Origin of the sequence: Albidovulum denitrificans (assembly GCF_002973535.1) — a bacterium.
GTDB lineage: Bacteria > Pseudomonadota > Alphaproteobacteria > Rhodobacterales > Rhodobacteraceae > Albidovulum > Albidovulum denitrificans.
This window is the reverse complement of the sequence record NZ_PVEP01000007.1, coordinates 92,283-108,596: the sequence shown is the minus strand read 5'-3', so window position 1 is coordinate 108,596 and position 16,314 is coordinate 92,283. Positions and strand designations below refer to the sequence as shown.

The window sequence follows — 16,314 nt, the reverse complement described above, 5'->3', positions numbered from 1 at the left end:
ACTTTCGACCCCGTCGGGCGTTTTTTCCGTACAATCCCCTGAGGAAAGGAAAGACCATGAACTGGGATCAAATCGAAGGCCGCTGGACCGAGATGAAGGGCCACATCAAGGAGAAGTGGGGCGAGCTTACCGATGATGAGCTTGACCAGATCGCGGGCAAACGCGACCAGATGGTCGGCATGCTTCAGCGCAAATACGGCTATGCCAAGGAACAGGCGGAGAAGGAACTCGACTCCTGGTCCGACAAGGTCTGACCCGGCGGGTCGGGGCATGAAGGAACGGCCGCGCTTTCGGGCGCGGCCGTTTTCTTGTGCGGCGAAAGCCGGGCGCGATCAGCGGCGGCCGCCCTCGCCAAAGGCGCTGAGCGCGACGGCGATCAGCGCCCCGGCGGCAAAGGCCGCGACGCCGGTCGCAATCGGTGCCTTATCGACCATCGCGGCGATCTCGTCATAGGCCTCGCCCGCCTTGCGGCTGGCGGCGCGGCGGGCCTGATAGGCCTGTTCGCGCGCGGCGATGACCGCGGCGGCGGCCTCATCGGACAAACCGTCCAGCCCGCTTTCCAGCCGCGCCTTCGCCTCGGCCGCGACATCGGCCAGGATGCGCGCCTTGTCGGCCGCGTAACCGCGTGCCTGATCGGCGCCGTCGCGCAAGGCACCCGCCGCCCCTTCGGCCTTGCCGCGCATCTCGGCCTGAAGCGATTTCAGACGCGCCGCGCCGGTCCGGTAGATCTGGTCGATCTCTTTCGCGACGGCGCGGATATCCTCCGGCTCCATCGCCGAAATGACCTGCGCCGCCGTCGCGGCCGCAAGGGTGGCCGCGGTGGTCGAGGACCCGGACCCGCCCTTCCCCTTGCCCGAGGCGAGCCATCCCAGACCTGCCCCGATCGCCAGCGCGGCGATCGGCGTCCCCGAAAGGGCCGCACTGGACACCTTCCCCGCCCCCGCGCCACCGAAAAGCCCCAGCGCCTCTTGCGCGACGCCCTTCAGGCTCAACCTCTCCTGAAGGGCAGAGAAGTTGTCGTTCAGCGCCGTGCGGTCACGCTCCAGATCGGCTTCGATTTCCTCGATGGTTCTCATGTCGTCAGACATCGTGCTTTTCCCCCGTGACGGCAGCGGCATCCTTGCGCAGGCTCGACGCCATGCGTCTGGGCGCCTGACTTGCGGCCTGAAGCCGCGCGCGGGCAATGAAGAAGAGGATCGCGGCCAGCCCGACAAGGGCCAACCCGACGACCAGCGCGGCGGCCCCCTGCGGCAGCCCGGCGGCGACAAGGGCCAAGACCAGCGCCCCGGCCAGAAGGTTCAGCCCGACCACCGCGATGACCGCCGCCACCGCGATCAGCGCGACGGCCTGCCCGATGCCCGACACGCTTTCGCGCATCTCCGCCTTGGCCAGCGCGATCTCTCCGCGCAGGATCGACAGAAGCCGCGCCAGCGTGTCCGAGATCAGGCCGATCGCCGATGGTCCCCCGTCCGGTTCCCGCATCAAAGCGCCTCATCTCGATGGCCGCGCGACTGGGTCATGCGCGCGATGGCAAAGCCCGCCAGCGCCGCGCCCGCGATGAACAGAAGCGGGTTGCGGCGGGCGAAGTTCTCGGCATCGTTCAGCACCTGGCTGAGATTGCCGTCCCGCACCCGATCCGAAATCGTATCGACCCCGCCCGCGACGGAATCGAGAACCCGGCGCTTGACGCTGTCGGCCTCAAGCTCATCGGCATGGCTGCGCATCGCGGCGGCCACCCGTTCGCCCTGATCTGCGGCGGACTGGCGGGCGTGATCGACCGCTTCGCCAGCGGCCTCCCTGGCGGAGCGGGCCGTCTCGCGCGCCGATTGCGCGGCGGCCCCTGCCGCGTCGCGCACATCCTGCGCGGCGGACTGGCCGGTTTCGCGGATCGCTTCGGCGGCCTCATGGGCCTTCTTCCTGGTGGTCTCGGACATGGCTCATTCTCCTTGGGTTCTCGCGGCCGACCCCCGGCCGGAATTGCGGGTGAAACGCCTGTGAAGCGCGCCCGGTTCCGCCCTCAGGACGCCTTCGGCCCGGCAATCAGCCAGATGATGAAGCCCAGAAGCGGCAGAAGGACGATCAGCAAGACCCAAAGCGCCTTGGCCCCGGATGAGGCCGAAGACCCCAGGACCGAAATGATCGCCCAGATGTCGAGGCCAAGAAGAAGTATCCCGCCGATACCGCCCAGACCGAACATGTTCATTTCCATCGCGTTTCCTTTCCTGACAATCCTGTTCCTTTCCATATGGGCATGATCGTTCACGCATTCAAAGCGGGTTGCCCCGACACGGGAACCAACCGAACGGCGGCGCGTTGGGTCCACATCGACACATCAGCTTCCCGACCTAAGGAGAACTGCAATGCTTGGATGGGCTCTTACCTTTCTGGTGATCGCGATCATCGCCGGCCTTCTCGGCTTTGGCGGCATCGCCGGCGCCTCGGCGGGGATCGCCAAGATCCTCTTCCTCGTCTTCCTCGTCCTTTTCGTGATCGCGATGATCGCCCGCGCGGTGCGCGGCCGCCCGCCGATGTAACGTAGAGAGTGGACGTATTACGGAAACGGCCGTCCCCTGGGCGGCCGTTTTCTTTTGGCTGTCGGGCGGGTCGGCCGCTGGCCCTGCGTTGCACCACCCAACGCACGAAAAAGGCCCGCGCGGCGGCGGGCCTTTCCTTCATTCCTTGGGCGATCAGCCCTTTTCGTAGGTCGGCATCGCCTCAAGCTGCTCTTTCGTATCGCCCACATAGACCCGAAGTTCATCGGATTCGGCGGCCTTCATGATCTTGACCTGGCTCATGTCCAGCGCGACGGGCTTTTCCCCGATCCCGAGGAAGCCGCCGACATCGACGACCGCCTGCTGGGCATTGCCATCGGCGTCAAGGATCAGTTCCGCGATCTCGCCCACACGCTCGTCATTCGCGTCATAGACCGAGGCGCCGGTCAGGGCGTCCGCCGTGATCTGTTCCGGCGTCGCGGCGACGAAACCGTCATTGGCCGGCGCCATGTCGGCCGTTGTCGCGGCGGGGTCCGCAGCGTCGGCGGGCGCGGCGTCAACCGGGGCGGTTTCGGGCGTTGCGGCGGTATCGGTCCCGTCCGCAGGTGCCGTCTCCGCCACCGGGGCGGCGGCGTCCTGATACTGCGGCGCGGCCTTCAGCGCGTCCTCGGTCGCCGTCACGACAAGGAAGTAGTCGCTCGGGTCTTCGGTGGAGCCGTCCGCGACGAATTTCACCTGGCTCATATCGACCAGAACCCGATGTTCCCCCATGCCGAGGAAGCCGCCGATGTCGACGAGAACGCCGTCCACCGTCCCGTCACGCGACAGGAAAACGTCGTTGACCTCACCCACGTCCTTCCAGTCCGTCTGTGCGCCGTCGGCCTCGGTCATGTCCGAGGGCGCCTCGGCGGCGTAAAGACGCTGGCCGATGAAGGTGCTGGCCCGCACGTCACCCTCTTGCGCGGCGGGCAGGAACAGGTCCTGCGCATGGGCGGGGATCGAAAGCGCGCCAAGAAGCGCGGTCGAAAGCAAGAACTTACGCATTTTTGCCATCTCCTGTGTGTCAGTTCCAAAAGCGCCGTGTCGCGCTTCGTGGACCCAACGTCCGGGCAGAGGGCGCGTTCCGGGCCAAACGGGCCGCGAAACAGCGGATCGGCGGGAAACCGCGGCGCGCTACCCGCCAGACGAGGCGAAGTTCCGCCGGTTCCCTGCCGGGCCGATCAAACCGTGTGAAGGTAAAGGTCGAAATCGACCTCGGATATGGTGCGGGCCACGCGCGCAAGCTCTGCCGCCTTCACCGCCGTGAAGGTGCGGTGCATGTCCTCGCCCAGCGCCGCCTTGAGGAAGGCCGACCCCTCCGCCGCCCGGATCGCCGCGCCCCAGTCGCGCGGCATGGTCGAGGCCGCGTCATCCTCATAGCCATTACCAGTGGTCTCTGGCCCCGGGTCGATCCGGGTGTCAAGACCGTGCAGGATGCCCGCCAGAACGGTCGTGGCGACAAGGTAGGGGTTGGCATCGACGCCCGAGGGGCGGTGTTCGATTCGCCGCGCGCGCAACTCCCCCTCGGGGATACGCAGCGCGACCGAACGGTTGTTCACGCCCCAGTTGGTCGAAACCGGCGCATAGCTTTGATTGGCGAAGCGGCGCCAGGAATTGAGGTGCGGCGCGAAGATCAGCATGGATTCCGCCATCGTAGACCGAAGCCCGCCTAGGGCGTGCAAAAGCGTCGGCGTCCAGCCCTGCCCCGGCTCCTCGGCAAAGACGTTCCGGCCCGTTTCGTCCTGAAGCGAGACGTGAAAGTGCATCCCCGACCCGGCATAATCCGCGATGGGCTTGGCCATGAAGCAGGCGACAACACCATGGGCGCGGGCCTGCTGACGCACGATCCGCTTTAGCCGGACAAGGTCATCGGCCGCCTGCATCACATCCGCGCGGTAATGCAGCGTCAGTTCGTACTGCCCCGGCGCGTATTCAGAGATCATGGTTTCCGCCGTGATCCCGGCCCGCTCCGCGCCTTTGTAGATGTCGGAGAACAGCGGCAGCATCCCGTGCAGGTGATCGACCGAATAAACCTCGGTCTTGCGGCTTTCGCGGCCGTCCAGAACGTCGGCGGCGGGGCGGGCCTGCCCGTCGGGGCCGCGATCCTTCGCCAGTAGAAAGAACTCCAACTCGAACGCCCCGGCCGGTTTCAGACCGCGCTTTGCGAAGGCATCCACCTGCCGTTGAAGCGCATGGCGGGGGTCGGATGTCATCGGCCGCCCGTCAAGCTCATAAAGCGACAGGAAGACCTCGGCACGCGGGGGAGTGGTGTTGTGCAGCGGTTTCAGCGTGCCGGGGATCGGCCAGGCGCGCAGGTCGCCGTCGCCCTGATCCCAGATCAGGCCCGTTTCATGCACATCCTCGCCGCAGATATCCAGACCGAGGATCGAGATCGGCATATGCCGCCCGGACTTGTAGAGGCTCGTCAGTTCGTGGCGGCGGATGATCTTGCCGCGACCGATGCCGTTGGAATCGTGCAGGACGATGTCCACCGCCTCGATCTCGGGGTGGGCGGCAAGGAAGGCTTCGGCTTCGGCAAGGGTCGCGCCGGAAGGGCAGGTCTGGGTCATGGCGGGTCTCAGGAGAAGAGGTCGGTCAGAATCTCATCGAAGGCGGCGATCAGCCGGTCGATCTGGCGCTTCGTCGTCGCCGGGCTGACCAGCATCATGTTGTGGAAGGGCGCGATCAGGCAACCGCGATTGAGAAGCGCGGTGTGCAGCGCCGCCTCAACTTCGGGGCTATGCGCGGCGGCCGCTTCGGTGCCGTTCCTTAGCGGGCCTTCGGCGCAGATGAATTCCACCCGCGCACCGACGCGGGTGACATGCCAGGGCGCATTATGCCTGGCGATGACCGCGTTCAGCCCCTTTTCCAGCCGCGCGGCGCCCCGTTCCATCTGGGCATAGGTCTTCTTCGTCATCACCTTGCCCAGCGTAGCGCGCAGGCAGACGAATTGCATCGGGTTGGCCGACAGCGTCGTCCCCATGCCGGAATGGCCCGAGGGGCGGGTCTCATTATAGGCCCGGTATTTCGCCGCGACGCCGGGGCGCAGGCCCCAGACGGCGGTCGGCATCCCGCCCGCGACGCATTTGCCGGTGACGAAGATGTCGGGGTCAAGACCGTGGACCCTGGTGTAACCGCCAAGGCCCGAGGAAATCGTATGCGTTTCATCAATGACAAGAAGCGCGCCGTATTGCGTGGCCAGCGCCCGCAGACCGTCATGGAAACCGGGCGCGGGCAGGACCATGCAGGAATTGGTCATCACCGGCTCTGTCAGGATCGCGCCGATCTCACCCGTTTTCAGCGCGGCCTCTACGGCGGCAAGGTCGTTGAACTCGACCGAGGTCGCAAGGGTCGCGAGGTCCGTCACCTGCCCGGTGAGGCCGGGGCGGGCGGTGGTCTTGCCGCCCCGAAGCTCAACCATCGTGTCGTCGACCGTGCCGTGATAGCAGCCGTTGAAGACCAGCACCTTGGGCTTGACGGTCACGGCGCGGGCCACCCGCAGGGCAAAACGGTTGGCATCCGTCGCCGTCGTCGCGATCTGCCACAGGAAGTCGCCGAAGCGTTTCGTCAGAAGCGCGCCCGCCTCAAGCGCGGCCTCGGTCGGCAGCATATAGGTCAGGCCGTTCTTCGCCTGCTTGCGGATCGCCTTTGCCACAGGCTTCGGCGAATGACCGAACATCGACCCGGTATCTCCAAGGCAGAAATCGTCGATCTCATAGCCATCAAGATCGGTCAGCCGCGCGCCTTCGGCCTTTTCCACCAGCAGCGGAAAGGGCATCGGCCAGTCCTTCATCCAGTGCATCGGAACGGCATCGAGGAAGGGCGCCGCGCCCTTGTCGAGCGCCACCTTCGTCTTCGTCCGCCCGGCGGCAAAGCGCTTTGCCTCGCGCGCCGCAAGGGCCTTGAGCCGGTCGGGCCGGATACCCGCGATCAGATCGTCCGAAGCTGCCATGACATGTCCTCCGAAGGGATGCCCGGCTTATCCGCGATTTTTGATCAAATTGGAAGCGGGGCTTTTGGGCAGGTGGCCGTGGGGCGATCAGTATTTGATCAAAAAACGACGGCCGTCAGCGCCGCCCAGCCCGCGCATTCGGTGACGATCTGCATCGCCCCCATCACGTCGCCGGTCTGCCCCCCGATCTGGCGCATCGCCAGTCGGGCCAACAGCACCGCCGCCAGCGCCATCGCCAGACCGACCGCCAGCGCCGCGCCAAGGCCCAGCGGCAGCAGGCAGGCAAGGCCGATCACCAGCGCCAGTATCGCGCCGCCCTCGCCCCCCGTCGCGGCATGGCCAAGCCCGTCCTGCCGCGCCGTCGGCATCCGCGACAGCGCCAGCGGCAGCCCCGCGCGCGAGGCGGCGGCAAGCCCGACCATCGGCCAGAAAAGCGCGCCGGTCCCGGCCAGCGCCGCGATCCCCGCCGCACGGAAGCCGGTGGCAAGGATCAGCGCGAGGACACCGTAGGACCCGACCCGGCTGTCGCGCATGATCTCAAGCTTGCGCGCCCGGTCGCGGCCGCCGCCGAAGCCGTCGGCGACATCGGCCAGCCCGTCTTCGTGCATCGCGCCGGTGACCCATGCCCCCACCGCCAGCGAAAGGATCGCCACCATCACCGGCGGCAGGCCCAGCCACAGCGCCGCGCCACCCGCCAGCGCCATGATCGCGCCCACCACCGCGCCGACCAGCGGCCAGGCCCAGCCGGAGGCCGCCAGCGGCGGCACCGCGCCCTCGATCCGGCCGACCGGCAGGCGGGTGAGAAGGGAGAAGGCCAGCCGTATCTCGCTGGCCCAGCGTCCGCTCATGCCTCGGACACTCCGGCCTCGCCAAAGGTCGCCATGCCGTTGTGGCAGGCAAGCGCCGACCGCACGATCCCCAGCGCCAGCGCCGCGCCCGACCCTTCGCCAAGACGCATGTCAAACTCCAGCACCGGGCGCTTGTGGATCGCCGCCAGAAGCTTGCGGTGGCCCGGCTCGGCCGAGACATGGCCGACAAGGCAATGATCCAGAAGCCGCTTGTCGGTGGCGTAAAGCACCGCCGCCGCCGCCGTGCAGATGAACCCGTCAAGGATCACCGGGATACGCGCCGCCCGCGCCGCCAGAACCGCGCCGCAGATCGCCGCCTGTTCGCGCCCGCCCAGTGCGGCAAGGATCGCGGGCGCATTGCCCATCACGCCCCCATGCCGCTTCAGCCCGCGTTCGATCACCTCGACCTTGTGCAGGATGCCCGCCTTGTCCGACCCGGTGCCGGGGCCGACCCATTCCGCGACCGGCCCGCCGAAACAGGCCGCGGCAAGGGCCGCCGCGATGGTGGAATTGCCGATCCCCATCTCGCCCAGGATCACGATATCCGCGCCCTCATCGACCGCCGACGCCCCCTGCCAGAGCGCGTCGAGGCAGTCCGCCTCGCTCATCGCCGGGCCTTCGGTGAAATCGCCGGTCGGGCGGCCCAGTTCCAGCGCGATCACCGACAGATCGGCGCCGTTGGCGCGGCAAAGCTGGTTGATCGCGGCGCCGCCAGCCTCAAAATTCGCGACCATCTGGGCGGTCACTTCCTGCGGATAGGGGTTCACGCCCTGCGCGCAGATGCCGTGGTTTCCGGCAAAGACCAACGCCTGCGCGCGCCAGATCTCCGGCCGCGCGGTGCCGCGCCAGGCGGCCATGAATTCCGCGATCTGTTCCAGACGGCCCAGCGACCCCGGCGGCTTGGTCAGCGCGTTCTGACGCGCCCGCGCGGCCTCGGCCGCGTGGCTGTCGGCCTCGGGCAGGCGGTCGGCCAGCGTCGTCAGGGCATCCAGCGTGTCGAAGGAAGGCAGGCTCATCTCATTTCACTTTCATGGGCAGGCCGCAGACGGCAAGGTAGACCTCATCCGCCATTGCCGCGACCTGCTGATTGAGGGTTCCGGCCGCGTCGCGAAAGTCACGCGCCAGCCGGTTGTCGGGGACAATACCGCTTCCGACCTCGTTGGTCACCATCAGGACCGGGCCGGATTGCAGGTGCAGCGTGTCGATCAGGCGGTGCAACTCCCCCCGCCAGTCGCGCTCCGAAAACATCAGGTTCGACAGCCAGAGCGTCAGGCAATCGACCAGCCTTGGCGCCTGCCCGTCCGTCTCTTTCAGCGCGGTGGCAAGGTCAAGCGGTTCGGCCCGCGTGATCCATTCCGCGCCGCGCCGCGCCTGATGGGCGGCGATCCGGGCGGCCATCTCCGCATCCCCCGCCGTCGCGGTGGCGATGTAGATGGCGGGCCGACCCAGCGACAGCGTCATTGTCTCGGCAATGCCGCTTTTGCCTGATCGCGCGCCCCCGGTGATGAGTATCGTCTTGCCCATGGCGCGATCTCAAAGCAGAAACGGGCCGCTCATGGAAGAAGGAATGCGACGGTGCAGGCCAGTGCCGCGACAGAGCTGATCCTGATCCGTCACGCGCCCGCGCTGACGGGGGGGCGGCTTTGCGGGCGGACGGATGTGGGTGCCGATCTGGGCGACGGCACCGGCGCGCGGGCGCTGGCGCGCGCGCTTGGGGCCGTGGGCCGCGTGATCGCAAGCCCGGCGCTGCGCTGCCGCCAGACCGCCGGGGCGCTGTGGCCGGGGCTGACGCCCGCGCTTGACGCGGCGCTGTGGGAACAGGATTTCGGCGACTGGGACGGGCGGCCGGTGGCGGATGTCCCCGACCTCGGCCCGATGACGCGCGCCGATCTGGCGCGGCATCGCCCGCCGGGGGGGGAGAGTTTTGCCGATGTCGTCACCCGCGTCACCCCCGCCCTGTCGGCGCTGGGGCCGGGTCTGACCGTCGTGGTGGCCCATGCCGGAACCATCCGCGCGGGCCTGTCCATGGCGCTTCGCGACCCCGCCGATGCGCTGGGGGTGGACATCGCCCCCCTTTCGGCCACGCGGATCGTGCGGCACGGCGCGGACTGGTCGCTGGGCTATGTCAACCGGATCGCGCCATGGCCGTGACGGTCGCGCGGGTTGCGGGGCATTTCGGGGAATTCCTGCAAGGGCGTCTGGGGGCAGAGGGGCCGGTCGCGCTGGTGACGCTGCCCTGCCCGGCGCTGGCGGTGACCGCACGACGCTCGCCAGGGCCGCACCTGCACCTGCATGGGGGCGGCCAGCGCCTGTTGTCCCCCGCCCATGCGCGCGCTTTCCTGACAGGGCTTGGCCTGCCCGCGCGGGGGCGCGTGAGCTTGCGCGCCGACATGCCGGTCGGCGGCGGCGCGGGCGCCTCGACGGCGGCACTGGTGGCGCTGGCCCGCGCGGGCGGCTTCGCGGGCGATCCGGCGCGGCTGGCGCGGGCGACGGTCGCCACCGAAGGCGCCAGCGATCCGTTGATGTTCGACGCCCCCGCCCGGCTTCTCTGGGCCTCACGCGAGGGGCGCATCCTTGCCCGCCTGCCCGCGCCCCCGGCCTTCGACGTGATCGGCGGTTTTGCAGGCGCGCCGCAACGCACGCGTGCCGACGATCGCCGCTTTCCCGACATCGCGGACCTTGTCGCGCTTTGGGCCGAGGCCGCCGAACGGGGCGACCGCGCGGCACTGGCGCGGCTTGCCTCGACCTCTGCCGACCGCTCTCTGACGCTCAGGGGCGGCATCATTCCGCCGTTCGGGGCGCTGGTGCAGGCCACCGGCGCGCTAGGCCATGCAATCGCCCATACCGGATCGGCGCGCGCGCTGCTATTTGCGCCGGGAACGATTCCGCCGGGAACCGCAGACCTGTTGCGAGAGGCGGGCCTGCGGCGGATCGTCAGGTTCAGGACGGGAGAGGTGCGATGACCGGCGCCGTTATCATGTTGATCGGGCTGGGGATCGACGCCCTGATCGGCTGGCCCAACGCGCTTTACGCCGCGATCCGGCATCCCGTGGTCTGGATCGGGCAGGTGATCGGCTGGCTCGACAGCTGGCTGAACCTGACCGAAACCGACGCGGCCCAGCGCCGAATCGCGGGGCTTGTCGCGGCGCTTGCCGTGATCGCGCTCAGCGCCGAACTGGCGGCGATCCTAGTCTGGGCGCTGCCCAAGGGCTGGGGCGGCTGGATCGCGGCCGGGGCTCTCGCCTGGCCCTTCATCGCCTTCCGCTCACTGTCCGATCACGTCCGCGCCGTAGCCCGTCCGCTTGTCGCGGGCGATCTGCCGCGCGCGCGCGGTGCCGTCGCAATGATCGTCGGGCGCGATCCGAACCAGCTGGACGAACACGGCGTCGCCCGCGCCGCTCTGGAAAGCCTGGCCGAGAATGCCTCGGACGGGGTGGTCGCGCCGATCTTCTGGGGCGCGATCTTCGGCCTGCCAGGGATAGTCGGCTACAAGGCGATCAACACGCTCGATTCGATGATCGGCCACCGCACCCCCCGGCATGAGGCCTTCGGCTGGGCCGCGGCAAAGATCGACGACGTGGCGAACCTGATCCCGGCGCGGCTGACCGGGCTGCTGTTCGCGGCCGTCTCGGGCAATGCCCGCCATGCGGTTGCGATCATGCGGCGGGATGCGGGGTTGCACCGTTCGCCCAACGCGGGCTGGCCCGAGGCGGCGATGGCGGCAGGACTTGGCGTCCGCCTTTCAGGCCCGCGCGTCTATCACGACCGTGTGGCGGATGAGCCATGGGTCAACGGCGAAGCCCCTGACCCGGCGGCGGGCGACATCGACCGGGGCCTTGCGCTTTACCGCCGCGCGGTGGCGCTTTTGGCCGTGATCCTCGTCCCCCTCGCCGCAACCGTCCTCTGGGGGGCCTGATGCGCGACCATGGCGGCAATCTCGATCAGGCCATCGCCCGTTTCGGCGGCGATCCTGCGGACTGGATCGACCTGTCGACCGGTATCAACCGCCGTCCCTACCCGGTTCCAACTCTGCCGCCCGAGGCATGGACCGCGCTGCCGACCGGGGCCGCGAAGCGCGCGCTGACCGAGGCCGCGGCGCGCGCCTATGGCACCGGGGCCGCGATCCTCGCCCTCGCCGGGGCGCAGGCCGCGATCCAGATGATCCCGCGCCTTCTGCCCTGCGGCACCGCGCGCGTCCTGTCGCCCACCTATAACGAACATGCCGCAACCCTTCGCGCGGCAGGCTGGACGGTGGAGGAGGTCGATACCCTGTCCGACCTTCCCGGCGCCAACCTTGCCGTCGTGGTCAACCCGAACAATCCCGACGGGCGGGACCATCGGCCCGAGGCGCTGCTGGACCTCGCCGGCCGGGTCGGCACCCTCGTCGTCGACGAAAGCTTCGCCGATCCGCTGCCGCATCTGTCGCTGGCGGCACATGCGGGACAGCCGGGGCTGTTCCTGCTCCGCTCCTTCGGGAAGTTCTATGGCCTCGCCGGGCTTCGCCTCGGCTTCGTGATCGGCGCCGAAGACGCCATCGAAACGCTCTCGGCCATGGCCGGTCCCTGGCCGGTTTCAGGCGCCGCGATCGAGATCGGCCGCAGGGCGCTGGCGGATCGCAACTGGGCGGATGAAACCACGGCGCGGCTTTTGGGCGAAACCGCCCGTCTGGACGCGATGGCCGGGGCGGCGGGCTGGGCCGTCCGGGGCGGATCGCCCCTCTTCCGGCTTTATGAGACACCCGATGCGGCGGCCGCGCAGGACCGCCTTGCCGCGGCGCAGATCTGGACCCGCCGCTTTCCCTATTCGCCGACCTGGCTGCGCCTCGGCCTGCCGGGGGACGACGCGGAATGGCAACGGCTGGACCACGCTCTGCGGGCCTGATCCCCTATCGCGCCAGCGCCAAAAGCCCCGCCACGTCCAGATGCGCCTCCATGTGATCGGCCAGCGCGTCGAGAACCGCCTCCACCCCCTGCCCATAGCCTGCAACCGACGCCGCGCCCAGCCCACCGAGGAAGGCCGCGCGAAAGGCATCGCCCGTGAACATGCCATGCAGGTAGCTGCCCATGATCCGGCCATCCGCCGATACGGCCCCTTCGGGCGCCCCATCGACCATCGCGAAGGGCCGGGCGCGGTCCGGCCCCTCGGTCCGGCCGATATGGATCTCATACCCCTCCATCGCCGCGCCTGAGGCAGCGTGGATGGCAGAGGTCCGGGTCAGGCGCTTCTCGGCGCTCATCACCGTGACGACGTCGAGAAGGCCAAGCCCCCCGGTCTCACCCGCCACGCCCTCGATCCCGTCGGGGTCGGCGATAACCCGGCCAAGCATCTGGTAGCCGCCGCAGATCCCCAGCACCGCGCCGCCGCGCCGGACATGGGCGGCAAGGTCGATGTCCCAGCCCTGCGCGCGCAGAAAGGCCAGATCGCCCACGGTCGACTTCGTCCCCGGCAGGATCACCAGATCGCAATCGCCGGGGATTGGCTGACCGGCGCGGACCATGGTCAGGCTGACGGCGGGTTCGGCCTTCAAGGGATCGAGATCGTCGAAATTCGCAATCCGGCTGAGGGCGAGGCAGGCGACCTTCAGCGCCCCGCCCCGCGTCCCCTGCCCGATGTCCAGCGCGTCCTCCGCCGGAAGCCGCGCGGCATCCGCGAAATAGGGCAAGACGCCAAAGCCGCGCCAGCCGGTGCGCGCCTCGATCAGCCGGTAGCCGTCGTCGAAAAGCGACGGATCGCCACGGAACTTGTTGACAAGGAACCCCGCGACCATCGCCGCATCCTCTGGGTCCAGCACCGCCTGCGTGCCGACGACCTGCGCGATGACCCCGCCGCGGTCGATATCGCCCGCAAGGATCACCGGCACATCGGCGGCACGCGCAAAGCCCATATTGGCGATGTCGCCCCGGCGCAGGTTGACCTCCGCCGGACTGCCCGCGCCTTCGACGATCACCAGTTCATGGGCGGCCCGAAGCCGCCCGAAACTCTCCAGCACCGAGGCCATCAGTTCCGGCTTCAGCGCCGCATAGTCCCGCGCCCGGACCGTGGCGCGCCGCCTGCCCTGCACGATCACCTGCGCGCCGGTATCCGTCTCGGGCTTCAGCAGCACGGGGTTCATGTCGGTCAGCGGCTCAAGCCCGCACGCGAGCGCCTGCAACGCCTGGGCCCGCCCGATCTCCCCCCCGTCGACGGTCACGGCGGCATTGTTCGACATGTTCTGCGGCTTGAACGGCGCCACCGAAAGCCCCCGCCGCCGCGCCGCCCGGCAAAGGCCGGCGACGAGAAGCGACTTGCCGACATTCGAGCCGCAGCCCTGGATCATGAGCGCCGTCATGCCCGCCTCCCCCCGGCGCGCGGGCCGAGAGTGCGGGAGCCTCCGGCGGGAGTATTTCGGGCCACAATGAAAGCTGACGGGCCTTTTCCGGTGATGGGGCATCCCGCTCCGGGCGGCCGGAACCGGGGGAGCGGGATGCTTTCACTGTGGGCGGTCATCGGCGCTCCCGCCTGTACCGCGTTGGAACCCTTCACCAGTGTTTCTTTCATTGTGGTTAAAATACTCCGGGGGTCCGGGGGCGGCGCCCCCGGCCGCGCTCTCAGAACTCGACGCCCTTCTGGCCCTTGATCCCCGACCGGAACGGGTGTTTCACCAAAGTCATCTCGGTCACCAGATCGGCGATCTCGATCAGCTCTTCCTTGGCGTTTCGCCCGGTCAGCACGACATGGGTCATCGCGGGTTTTTCGGCCTTGAGGAACTCAACCACCTCATCAATCGGCAGGTAGTCGTAGCGCAGCGCGATGTTGATCTCATCGAGCAGCACCATCCGGTTGCGGTCGTCGCGGATCAGCTCCTTCGCCTTTTCCCAGCCGCGCCGGGCGGCGGCGATGTCCTTTTCCTTGTCCTGCGTTTCCCAGGTAAAGCCCTCGCCCATGGCGAAGAACTGGCAGAGGTCACCGAAATTTCCCTCAATCAGCCGCCGCTCTCCGGTGTCCCAAGCACCCTTGATGAACTGAACCACAGCGCAGGGCATCTCATGCGCGATACAGCGAAGAATCATCCCGAAGCCAGAGGAGGATTTGCCCTTCCCCGCCCCGGTATGGACGATGATCAGGCCCTTCTCGCCCTCTTTCGTCGCCATGATCTTGTCCCGCGCGGCCTTCTTCTTGGCCATCTTCTGCGCGTGGCGGGCGGCGTCTTCCGCCGGATCGGTCGGTTTCGGTGCGGCCATGGTCCCTTCCGTTGCTTGACAAGGGGGCGCCTCATGCCTCAGGTGAGGCGGCGCTGGTTCCTGTCATATGGCAGGCGAAGAGGGAATGCGACAGGCTTTGCGACCTTTCGGGGTTCGGGGCCGAAGCGCAGCCGCCCCCGCGACCGTGACCGGAGAGGCCCCCCGATCCCACTGGCGAGATGCCGGGAAGGGGGTGGGGCCGACAGGGCGACACGCGCCCTGGCATCCGCAAGCCGGGAGACCTGCCAGCGCGAAGACGTGACGGCGGACGGGGGGTTTCCGCAAGCGGCTCGGGGTGAAGATACCCCGCAGGCGCCCTCCTTTTCGCCAAGGCAAAAGGACCGGACCCAGGTGACCGTGACGCTCCATGTCTGCACGACCTGCAAGATGGGTCAGCCCGTCCCCGAGGACGCGCCCCGCCCCGGCGCGCGTCTGCTGGCCGCGCTTGAGGCGGCCGGCGCGCCCGATGGGGTGCGCATCGTACCGGTCGAATGCCTGTCCGCCTGCGATCACGGCTGCAACATCGCGCTGACGGGGCCGGGCCGCTGGTCCTATGTCTATCGCGGCATGGACCCTGACCTGCATGTCGCGGATATCCTTGCCGGTGTCGCTGCCTATGCCGCCACCGGGGACGGTATCGTGGCATGGCGCGACCGTCCCGTCATCTTCCGCAAGCAGTCGCTTGCCCGTATCCCCCCGATGGAGAGCTGAATGTCCGACCTCAACAAGATCCCCGTCACCGTCATCACCGGCTTTCTCGGGTCGGGGAAGACGACACTGATCCGCCACCTGATGCAGAATCCGCAAGGCAAGCGGCTGGCGGTTCTGGTCAACGAATTCGGCTCCGTCGGGGTGGATGGCGACATCCTGAAATCCTGCGCGGATGAAAACTGCCCGGCGGAGAATATCGTCGAACTGGCGAATGGCTGCATCTGCTGCACCGTGGCCGACGATTTCATCCCGACGATCGAGGCGCTGATGGCGCTGCCGCAGCGGCCCGATCACATCCTGATCGAGACCTCGGGGCTGGCGCTGCCGAAGCCGCTTCTGAAGGCCTTCGACTGGCCCGCGATCCGGTCCCGCATCACCGTGGATGGCGTCATCGCGCTGGCCGATGCCGAGGCCGTCGCGGCGGGGCGCTTCGCGCCTGACGTGGACGCGGTGCAGGCGCAGCGCGAGGCCGATGACAGCATCGACCACGAAACGCCCCTGTCCGAGGTGTTCGAGGACCAGATCTCCTGCGCCGATATCGTGCTTTTGTCGAAGGCCGACCTGGCCGGTGAGGCGGGCATCGCCGCCGCCCGCGCGGTGGTTGAGGCGGAAGCGCCGCGCAAGCTGCCGATCCTGCCGCTGGAAGAGGGCCGCATCGACCCCGCCGTGATCCTTGGCCTGAACGCGGCGGCCGAGGACGATCTGGCCGCGCGCCCCTCGCATCACGACGGCGCCGACGACCATGAGCATGACGATTTCGACACCGTCGTGATCGAACTGCCCGAAATCGCCGACCCCGAGGCGCTGAAGGACGCCATCATCCGTCTGGCGCGCGAACAGGCCATCCTGCGCGTGAAGGGCTATGTCGCGGTCGCGGGCAAGCCGATGCGGATGCTGGTGCAGGCGGTGGGCGAACGGGTGCGGGCGCAATACGACAAGCCCTGGGGCGATGCGCCCCGTGCCTCGCGCCTTGTCGTGATCGGCGAGCATGACGATGTCGATCCCGCCGCCATCCGCGCCGTGCTTGCGCCCGAGAGTGTGGGGGCCTGACG

Annotated in this window: 20 protein-coding genes and 1 riboswitch; of the genes, 8 read left to right on the top strand and 12 right to left on the bottom strand. The window is 68.5% G+C overall.

Translation table 11 applies throughout. The annotated features are described in order from the left end of the window. Positions 1 to 56: 56 nt before the first annotated feature. Entirely contained in the window at positions 57 to 254 is a 198-nt protein-coding gene (locus LX70_RS15345; protein WP_105515672.1) for a CsbD family protein, read from the top strand. Positions 255 to 332: 78 nt separating this feature from the next. Here the strand turns inward: LX70_RS15345 and LX70_RS15340 are convergent, their stop codons facing one another. From LX70_RS15340 to LX70_RS15325, 4 genes are all read right to left on the bottom strand, one after another. Next, positions 333 to 1,088 carry a DUF3618 domain-containing protein gene (locus tag LX70_RS15340; RefSeq protein WP_170076220.1) on the bottom strand — a complete coding sequence of 252 codons (756 nt, stop codon included), beginning with the start codon at positions 1,086 to 1,088 and terminating at the stop codon, positions 333 to 335. Next, positions 1,081 to 1,482, bottom strand: coding sequence for a phage holin family protein (locus LX70_RS15335; RefSeq protein ID WP_105515670.1), 402 nt, complete (start codon positions 1,480 to 1,482; stop codon positions 1,081 to 1,083). The genes LX70_RS15340 and LX70_RS15335 overlap by 8 nt, the downstream gene beginning before the upstream one ends. Continuing rightward, on the bottom strand, positions 1,482 to 1,934 hold the full coding sequence (locus LX70_RS15330; protein ID WP_105515669.1) for a hypothetical protein: 453 nt from the start codon (positions 1,932 to 1,934) through the stop codon (positions 1,482 to 1,484). Before LX70_RS15330 ends, LX70_RS15335 begins: the two co-directional genes overlap by 1 nt. Positions 1,935 to 2,017: 83 nt before the next feature. Further along, a complete protein-coding gene (locus LX70_RS15325; RefSeq protein ID WP_245885102.1) occupies positions 2,018 to 2,209 on the bottom strand; it encodes a PLDc N-terminal domain-containing protein in 192 nt (63 codons plus the stop codon). A 151-nt stretch (positions 2,210 to 2,360) separates the two neighbouring features. On the opposite strand from LX70_RS15325, the gene LX70_RS15320 reads away from it, so the two are divergent. Then, the gene (locus LX70_RS15320; RefSeq protein ID WP_105515668.1) at positions 2,361 to 2,534 is read left to right on the top strand and encodes a DUF1328 domain-containing protein; all 174 of its coding nucleotides are present in this window, start codon (positions 2,361 to 2,363) and stop codon (positions 2,532 to 2,534) included. Positions 2,535 to 2,687: 153 nt separating this feature from the next. On the opposite strand, the gene LX70_RS15315 is transcribed toward LX70_RS15320, so the two are convergent. The 6 genes from LX70_RS15315 to cobU form a co-directional block, all read right to left on the bottom strand. Next, positions 2,688 to 3,536 carry a PRC-barrel domain-containing protein gene (locus LX70_RS15315; RefSeq protein ID WP_170076219.1) on the bottom strand — a complete coding sequence of 283 codons (849 nt, stop codon included), beginning with the start codon at positions 3,534 to 3,536 and terminating at the stop codon, positions 2,688 to 2,690. A gap of 176 nt (positions 3,537 to 3,712) precedes the next feature. Further along, a complete protein-coding gene (locus LX70_RS15310) occupies positions 3,713 to 5,101 on the bottom strand; it encodes a glutamine synthetase family protein (protein ID WP_105515666.1) in 1,389 nt (462 codons plus the stop codon). Positions 5,102 to 5,109: 8 nt separating this feature from the next. Then, entirely contained in the window at positions 5,110 to 6,483 is a 1,374-nt protein-coding gene (locus LX70_RS15305; protein ID WP_105515665.1) for an aspartate aminotransferase family protein, read from the bottom strand. Between the two features lie 98 nt (positions 6,484 to 6,581). Continuing rightward, the gene (gene cobS, locus LX70_RS15300; RefSeq protein WP_105515664.1) at positions 6,582 to 7,331 is read right to left on the bottom strand and encodes an adenosylcobinamide-GDP ribazoletransferase; all 750 of its coding nucleotides are present in this window, start codon (positions 7,329 to 7,331) and stop codon (positions 6,582 to 6,584) included. After that, positions 7,328 to 8,347 (bottom strand): nicotinate-nucleotide--dimethylbenzimidazole phosphoribosyltransferase, encoded by a 1,020-nt coding sequence (cobT, locus tag LX70_RS15295; protein ID WP_105515663.1) that lies wholly within the window; start codon positions 8,345 to 8,347, stop codon positions 7,328 to 7,330. Before cobT ends, cobS begins: the two co-directional genes overlap by 4 nt. 1 nt (position 8,348) lies before the next feature. Then, complete coding sequence (gene cobU / locus LX70_RS15290) at positions 8,349 to 8,855, bottom strand: bifunctional adenosylcobinamide kinase/adenosylcobinamide-phosphate guanylyltransferase (protein WP_105515662.1); 507 nt, start codon at positions 8,853 to 8,855, stop codon at positions 8,349 to 8,351. Between the two features lie 51 nt (positions 8,856 to 8,906). Here cobU and LX70_RS15285 point away from each other — a divergent pair, with 51 nt between their 5' ends. Genes LX70_RS15285 through cobD form a run of 4 tightly spaced genes read left to right on the top strand, consistent with a single transcriptional unit; the run spans position 8,907 to position 12,212 of the window. After that, the gene (locus LX70_RS15285; RefSeq protein ID WP_105515661.1) at positions 8,907 to 9,482 is read left to right on the top strand and encodes a histidine phosphatase family protein; all 576 of its coding nucleotides are present in this window, start codon (positions 8,907 to 8,909) and stop codon (positions 9,480 to 9,482) included. Beyond that, the gene (locus LX70_RS15280) at positions 9,473 to 10,294 is read left to right on the top strand and encodes a propanediol utilization protein (protein ID WP_170076218.1); all 822 of its coding nucleotides are present in this window, start codon (positions 9,473 to 9,475) and stop codon (positions 10,292 to 10,294) included. The genes LX70_RS15285 and LX70_RS15280 overlap by 10 nt, the downstream gene beginning before the upstream one ends. After that, on the top strand, positions 10,291 to 11,247 hold the full coding sequence (cbiB, locus tag LX70_RS15275) for an adenosylcobinamide-phosphate synthase CbiB (RefSeq protein WP_105515660.1): 957 nt from the start codon (positions 10,291 to 10,293) through the stop codon (positions 11,245 to 11,247). The genes LX70_RS15280 and cbiB overlap by 4 nt, the downstream gene beginning before the upstream one ends. Then, a complete protein-coding gene (cobD, locus tag LX70_RS15270; RefSeq protein ID WP_105515659.1) occupies positions 11,247 to 12,212 on the top strand; it encodes a threonine-phosphate decarboxylase CobD in 966 nt (321 codons plus the stop codon). The genes cbiB and cobD overlap by 1 nt, the downstream gene beginning before the upstream one ends. A gap of 4 nt (positions 12,213 to 12,216) precedes the next feature. Here the strand turns inward: cobD and LX70_RS15265 are convergent, their stop codons facing one another. After that, positions 12,217 to 13,659 carry a cobyric acid synthase gene (locus tag LX70_RS15265; protein WP_105515658.1) on the bottom strand — a complete coding sequence of 481 codons (1,443 nt, stop codon included), beginning with the start codon at positions 13,657 to 13,659 and terminating at the stop codon, positions 12,217 to 12,219. 259 nt (positions 13,660 to 13,918) lie between these two features. Beyond that, complete coding sequence (gene cobO / locus LX70_RS15260) at positions 13,919 to 14,551, bottom strand: cob(I)yrinic acid a,c-diamide adenosyltransferase (RefSeq protein ID WP_105515657.1); 633 nt, start codon at positions 14,549 to 14,551, stop codon at positions 13,919 to 13,921. A 37-nt stretch (positions 14,552 to 14,588) separates the two neighbouring features. Then, positions 14,589 to 14,815: riboswitch (cobalamin riboswitch) on the top strand. 87 nt (positions 14,816 to 14,902) lie between these two features. On the opposite strand from cobO, the gene LX70_RS15255 reads away from it, so the two are divergent. Both LX70_RS15255 and cobW read left to right on the top strand, forming a co-directional pair. Further along, positions 14,903 to 15,262 carry a DUF1636 family protein gene (locus tag LX70_RS15255; RefSeq protein WP_105515744.1) on the top strand — a complete coding sequence of 120 codons (360 nt, stop codon included), beginning with the start codon at positions 14,903 to 14,905 and terminating at the stop codon, positions 15,260 to 15,262. Beyond that, the gene (gene cobW / locus LX70_RS15250; RefSeq protein ID WP_105515656.1) at positions 15,263 to 16,312 is read left to right on the top strand and encodes a cobalamin biosynthesis protein CobW; all 1,050 of its coding nucleotides are present in this window, start codon (positions 15,263 to 15,265) and stop codon (positions 16,310 to 16,312) included. It abuts the gene before it with no gap. The last annotated feature ends 2 nt before the right edge of the window (positions 16,313 to 16,314 follow it).

Coding starts and splice junctions, on each gene's coding strand:
- LX70_RS15345 (WP_105515672.1), top strand. CDS start 57: ATGAACTGGGATCAAATCGAAGGCCGCTGGACCGAGATGAAGGGCCAC.
- LX70_RS15340 (WP_170076220.1), bottom strand. CDS start 1,088: ATGTCTGACGACATGAGAACCATCGAGGAAATCGAAGCCGATCTGGAG.
- LX70_RS15335 (WP_105515670.1), bottom strand. CDS start 1,482: ATGCGGGAACCGGACGGGGGACCATCGGCGATCGGCCTGATCTCGGAC.
- LX70_RS15330 (WP_105515669.1), bottom strand. CDS start 1,934: ATGTCCGAGACCACCAGGAAGAAGGCCCATGAGGCCGCCGAAGCGATC.
- LX70_RS15325 (WP_245885102.1), bottom strand. CDS start 2,209: ATGGAAATGAACATGTTCGGTCTGGGCGGTATCGGCGGGATACTTCTT.
- LX70_RS15320 (WP_105515668.1), top strand. CDS start 2,361: ATGCTTGGATGGGCTCTTACCTTTCTGGTGATCGCGATCATCGCCGGC.
- LX70_RS15315 (WP_170076219.1), bottom strand. CDS start 3,536: ATGCGTAAGTTCTTGCTTTCGACCGCGCTTCTTGGCGCGCTTTCGATC.
- LX70_RS15310 (WP_105515666.1), bottom strand. CDS start 5,101: ATGACCCAGACCTGCCCTTCCGGCGCGACCCTTGCCGAAGCCGAAGCC.
- LX70_RS15305 (WP_105515665.1), bottom strand. CDS start 6,483: ATGGCAGCTTCGGACGATCTGATCGCGGGTATCCGGCCCGACCGGCTC.
- cobS (WP_105515664.1), bottom strand. CDS start 7,331: ATGAGCGGACGCTGGGCCAGCGAGATACGGCTGGCCTTCTCCCTTCTC.
- cobT (WP_105515663.1), bottom strand. CDS start 8,347: ATGAGCCTGCCTTCCTTCGACACGCTGGATGCCCTGACGACGCTGGCC.
- cobU (WP_105515662.1), bottom strand. CDS start 8,855: ATGGGCAAGACGATACTCATCACCGGGGGCGCGCGATCAGGCAAAAGC.
- LX70_RS15280 (WP_170076218.1), top strand. CDS start 9,473: ATGGCCGTGACGGTCGCGCGGGTTGCGGGGCATTTCGGGGAATTCCTG.
- cbiB (WP_105515660.1), top strand. CDS start 10,291: ATGACCGGCGCCGTTATCATGTTGATCGGGCTGGGGATCGACGCCCTG.
- cobD (WP_105515659.1), top strand. CDS start 11,247: ATGCGCGACCATGGCGGCAATCTCGATCAGGCCATCGCCCGTTTCGGC.
- LX70_RS15265 (WP_105515658.1), bottom strand. CDS start 13,659: ATGACGGCGCTCATGATCCAGGGCTGCGGCTCGAATGTCGGCAAGTCG.
- cobO (WP_105515657.1), bottom strand. CDS start 14,551: ATGGCCGCACCGAAACCGACCGATCCGGCGGAAGACGCCGCCCGCCAC.
- cobW (WP_105515656.1), top strand. CDS start 15,263: ATGTCCGACCTCAACAAGATCCCCGTCACCGTCATCACCGGCTTTCTC.